The following is a 4,694-nucleotide window of genomic DNA, read 5'->3' as shown; positions in this document are numbered from 1 at the left end:
GCCCACCGGCCCGCCCGTGACTCCTCCGCCTGCAGAGACCGAGCACCCCGTGGCCACCCCGGGCTTCGAGATCACCAAGACCGCCGATCCGGAGTCTGGTACCGAGGTCACTTCCGGTGACACGATCACGTATACCGTCACCGGAACGAACACCGGCGACACTGCCTTGGATCCTGTGAGCATCAACGATGATCTCTCCAAGGTTCTCGATAAGGCCGATTACAACGACGATGTCTCGGCCACTTCGGGTGACGTGACGGTTGACGGCACGGATCTGGCGTGGACCGGCAAGCTTGCCAAGGGGGAGCAGGTCACCATCACGTACTCCGTCACGGTGAATCCTGAGGCCGCCGGTCAGAAGCTCAACAACGTGGTGGTCGGCGAGGCCACCCCGCTGCTGCCGGACCCCGACGATCCCGATGGACCAGGCATCCCGGGCAAGAAGATCACCCCGCCTCCGGTGCAGACCGAACACCCGGTCCCCGACGCCGTTCCCGGCTTCGAGATCGACAAGACCGCCGATCCGGCCTCGGGTACCGAGGTGGCTCCTGGCGACAAGATCACCTACACGGTGACCGGCACCAACACTGGTGGCACTGCCTTGGATCCTGTGAGCATCAACGATGATCTCTCCAACGTTCTCGACAAGGCCGACTACAACGACGATGTCACTGCGAGCATCGATGGCCAGGCCGCTGGTGACGTGACGGTTGACGGCACGGATCTGTCGTGGACCGGTGAACTCGACAAGGGTGAGCAGGTCACCATCACGTACTCGGTGACCGTGAAGGCCGATGCCGCGGGCAAGGTCGTGAAGAACGTCGCCACCGGTGAAGCGACTCCTCCCGAAGGGGAGAAGATCGTGTCGCCGCCGGTGGAGACCGAGCACAAGGTCCCGAACCCCGGTTTCGAGATCGACAAGTCTGCCGATCCGGCGTCGGGTACCGAGGTGGTTCCTGGCGACAAGATCACCTATACGGTGACCGGCACCAACACGGGCGACACCGTGCTGGATCCAGCCACCATCAAGGATGATCTGTCCAAGGTGCTGGACAAGGCGCAGTACAACGGCGACGTCGAGGCCTCTACCGGTGACGTGACGGTCAAGGGTGATGATCTCTCCTGGACGGGCAAGCTGGACCAAGGTGAGCAGGTCACCATCACGTACTCGGTGACCGTGAAGGCCGACGCCGCGGGCAAGGTCGTGAAGAACGTCGCCACCGGTGACGCGACCCCACTCCTGCCGAACCCGGAAGATCCGGATGGGCCCGGTATCCCGGGCAAGAAGATCACCACGGACAAGGTGACCACCGAGCACCCGGTTCCTGAGGAACCGGCGCCCTCCACCACGGAGCCACCGACGCCGACGGAGCCCGGGGATCCGACTCCGGTTCCCTCGGAGCCCGGGGACCCAACGCCGGTCCCTTCACACCCGAGCGATCCGGAGCCACCGTTGGCCAGCACAGGCGCTCAGGTGGGTATCTGGTCCGCCTTCGGGCTCCTCCTTGTCGGTGCAGGAGCGCTGCTGGTTCTGCGCTCCCGCCGTCGAGGTCAACACTGAGGGCCGAACGGCGCTGACCCCAGACAGCGTGGTGGCCCCGATTCCTTAGAGAATCGGGGCCGCCGCCACGTGCATCCCGCACCGGGCTGGGTCCCCCTGGTCCCAGCCTCCCAAGGTGCCCCACCCCGAGGGCTGAAAACTCTAGGCTCATGCCCTGGAGACGTTCAGTCGATGTCCAGGGTGGGTCGTTATTGTCGAAGACACCTCAAAGGGTGCGAGTGATGACAAGAAGCCCCCGACCGGAACATTCCGGTCGGGGGCTTCACTCATGCGACGGGACAGGTTCAGGCCGCGACGGGAGAGGCCGCGTCCGCGGATTCGGCAGCAACCTTCGTGGTGAACCGCTTCAGGGCCAGCAGCACCAGCGCGGAGACGACCACACCCGCGAGCAGCGCCAGCAAGAACGCCCAGATGGGTTCGATCGCGAAGAAGACGAAGATGCCGCCGTGCGGTGCGCGGGACCAGACGTCCATCGTTGCGCACAAGGCACCGGTCACCGCGCCACCGATCATCGAGGACGGGATGACGCGCAGCGGATCGGCCACGGCGAACGGGATGGCACCCTCGGAGATGAAGGAGGCACCAAGCAGCCAGGCGGCCTTGCCGTTCTCCCGCTCCACCGGAGTGAAACGCTTGGGCGCCAGGACCGTGGCCAGCGCCATGGCCAGCGGCGGCACCATGCCGGAGCACATGACGATGCCCATGATCAGGTACGGCGTGGAATTGTCCGCGCTCGCCGACCCCAGGAAGGCCGCGGCGAAGGAGTAGGCCACCTTGTTGAAGGGCCCGCCCAGGTCGAAGCACATCATCAGGCCGAGCACGATTCCGGCGATGATCACGTAGTCGGACTTCGCGAGGTCGGTCAGTCCGTCCTCCATGACGCCCATGAGCGAGGCGATCGGGGCGCCGAGCACCAGAAGCAGGATGCCTGAGGCGAAGATGGAGCCGAGCAACGGGATGATCACCACGGGCATCAGGCCTCGCAGCCAGCGCGGCGTCTTCCAGGTGCCCATCCAGTACGCGGCGATGCCGGCCAGGACGCCGCCGACGATGCCGCCCAGGAAGCCGGCGCTCATCAGCACGGCCACGGAACCGGACACGAAGCCCGGAGCCAGGCCGGGACGGTCAGCGATGGCGAAGGCGATGTAGCCAGCCAGGACCGGGACCAGGAAGGACATCGACAGGTTGCCGATGGCGAAGAACACGGCGCCGAGGTACGTGCCGAGGCCACCGTCCGGCAGATCCCACAATGCGTTGTCCACGACGATCTTGGAGGCATCGTTGCTGATCTCGTAGCCACCCAGCAGGAAGCCGAGCGCCATCAGCAGGCCGCCGCCTGCCACGAACGGGATCATGTAGGAGACTCCGGTGAGCAGCACTCGCTTGATCTTGGCGCCCATGGACTCGGTCGCGGCCTCGGAGGAGGACTCGGAGGCCTCACCGCTGACGCGCTGGGCGTTGGGGTCGGTTGCCGCAGCGACGGCCGCCTCGATCAACTCCTCCGAATGCTCGATGCCGGCCTTCACCGAACGCCGGATCACCGGTTTGCCCGCGAAGCGTTCCACCTCGCGCACGTCCACGTCCACGGCGAAGATCACCGCGTCAGCATCCTTGATGGCCTGGGGATCGAAGCGATCGAATCCGGAGGAACCCTGCGGTTCCACCTGGAAGTCAACACCGAGATCCTTGGCGGCCTTGGTCAGGCCGTCGGCTGCCATGTAGGTGTGGGCGATGCCGGTGGCGCAGGCCGTCACGGCCAGGATGCGCGGCGTGCGGCCGTCCACGGCGAGACCGCTGCCCGACGGCTCGTCCCCGGCCGCCGCCGTGTTGTCGCCTTCGGACGCGGCCGCCGAATCCACGTCGGCCTGCGCAGCAGCCTCCTCCGGATCCGCCTCGCCGATGGCGACGAGCACGATCCGTGCCGCCTCCTCAGGGGTGGTGGCGGCGCGAAGGGCGGCCAGGAAGTCGTCGTCCATAAGGTGTCGAGCCAGTGTGGAGAGCACTTGCAGGTGCTCCTCGGCGGCGGTGTCCGGTGCGGCGATCATGAAGACGATGTCCGCCGGGCCGTCGTCGGCGCCGAAGTCCACCCCGGGATTCAGGCGAGCGAAGGCCAGGGAGGCCTGCTGCACGGCGGAACTCTTGGCGTGGGGGATGGCGATGCCGCCCGGCAGACCGGTGGCATCCGTCTCCTCGCGCTTCAGTGCGGCGGCGCACAGGACGTCGGCGTCATTGGCGCGGCCCTGGTCCACGAATCGCTGGGACAGCGAGCGTAAGACGGCGGCCTTGTCGGGGCCCAAGTCCTGATCCAGGCTGATGAGCTCGGTGGTGATGGTGGTCATGATGGCCTCCCCTTCGAGGTCTTTGGTTCGAAGTATCGGGTGGTTGAGTGGGTCTAGTTGTCGATGAGTTCGGTGACGGGCGGTGCTGCTGGAAGGTCGTTCGGTGTCGCCAGCCGCGTTCCCGGGAGGGAAGCCGTGGCTGTGCCGTGCCGCAGTGCGGAGGCGAGCTTGTCCGCGGGGGTCGCGCCCGCGACGTCGGCCAGGAGGTACCCGGCCAGGGACGAGTCCCCTGCCCCGACGGTGGAGCGCACCCGGGTGCCGCTCGGCACGGGCGCGGTGTACACGACGTCGGGCAGAACCAGCGCCCCGCCGTCGCCACCGAGCGTGACCAGGACGGCACCGACGTGTTCAGGCACCAGACGCTGCGCCTGCCGCACCGCGGTGTCCAGCGGGGCGTCGTACCCGTTGCCGGTGGGGAGGCCGAGCGAGAAGAGAGCCTCGCCGAGTTCCTCATCGTTGGGTTTGATGAGGTCCGGAGCCGCGTCAGGATCGGAGAGCACCGCGATCAGGGCGGAACCCGAGGTGTCCACGGCCATCTTCGGGGCGTCGGCGCCGAACCGCGCGCGGGTCTCCGTGATGATGCGCGCGTACAGATCCGTTGGGGCACCCGGAGGGAGGGAGCCGCACAACGCCAACCATGCGGCGCCCTCTGCCAGAGCCACGGTACGGGCCACCAGCCCGTCCAGCTCGCTGGGCCCCAAGGTGGGGCCGGGCAGGTTGATCTTGGTGGTGGTGCCGTTCTCATCGGTGAGGGTGAGATTGGAACGAGCGTTGCCCTTGATGGGGGTGACCAT

3 protein-coding genes are annotated in these 4,694 nt (G+C 66.9%); 1 reads left to right on the top strand and 2 read right to left on the bottom strand.

Going from position 1 to position 4,694, the window contains the following annotated elements:
- Nucleotides 1-1,561, top strand: a 1,561-nt coding sequence (locus Q0A15_RS11625; protein ID WP_291279692.1) for an isopeptide-forming domain-containing fimbrial protein, incomplete at its 5' end; no start/stop codon positions are given.
- Nucleotides 1,562-1,845: 284 nt separating this feature from the next.
- On the opposite strand, the gene Q0A15_RS11620 is transcribed toward Q0A15_RS11625, so the two are convergent.
- Both Q0A15_RS11620 and Q0A15_RS11615 read right to left on the bottom strand, forming a co-directional pair.
- Nucleotides 1,846-3,903: a fructose-specific PTS transporter subunit EIIC gene (locus Q0A15_RS11620; RefSeq protein ID WP_291279693.1), complete on the bottom strand. Its 2,058-nt coding sequence runs from the start codon at nt 3,901-3,903 to the stop codon at nt 1,846-1,848.
- 50 nt (nt 3,904-3,953) lie between these two features.
- The coding region (locus tag Q0A15_RS11615) for a 1-phosphofructokinase family hexose kinase (RefSeq protein ID WP_291279691.1) at nt 3,954-4,694 on the bottom strand (741 nt) is incomplete at its 5' end.

This window comes from Galactobacter sp., from assembly GCF_022712295.1.
Lineage (GTDB): Bacteria > Actinomycetota > Actinomycetes > Actinomycetales > Micrococcaceae > Galactobacter.
Note: the sequence above shows the minus strand (reverse complement) of the source record. Positions and strands in the feature narration are given on the sequence as shown.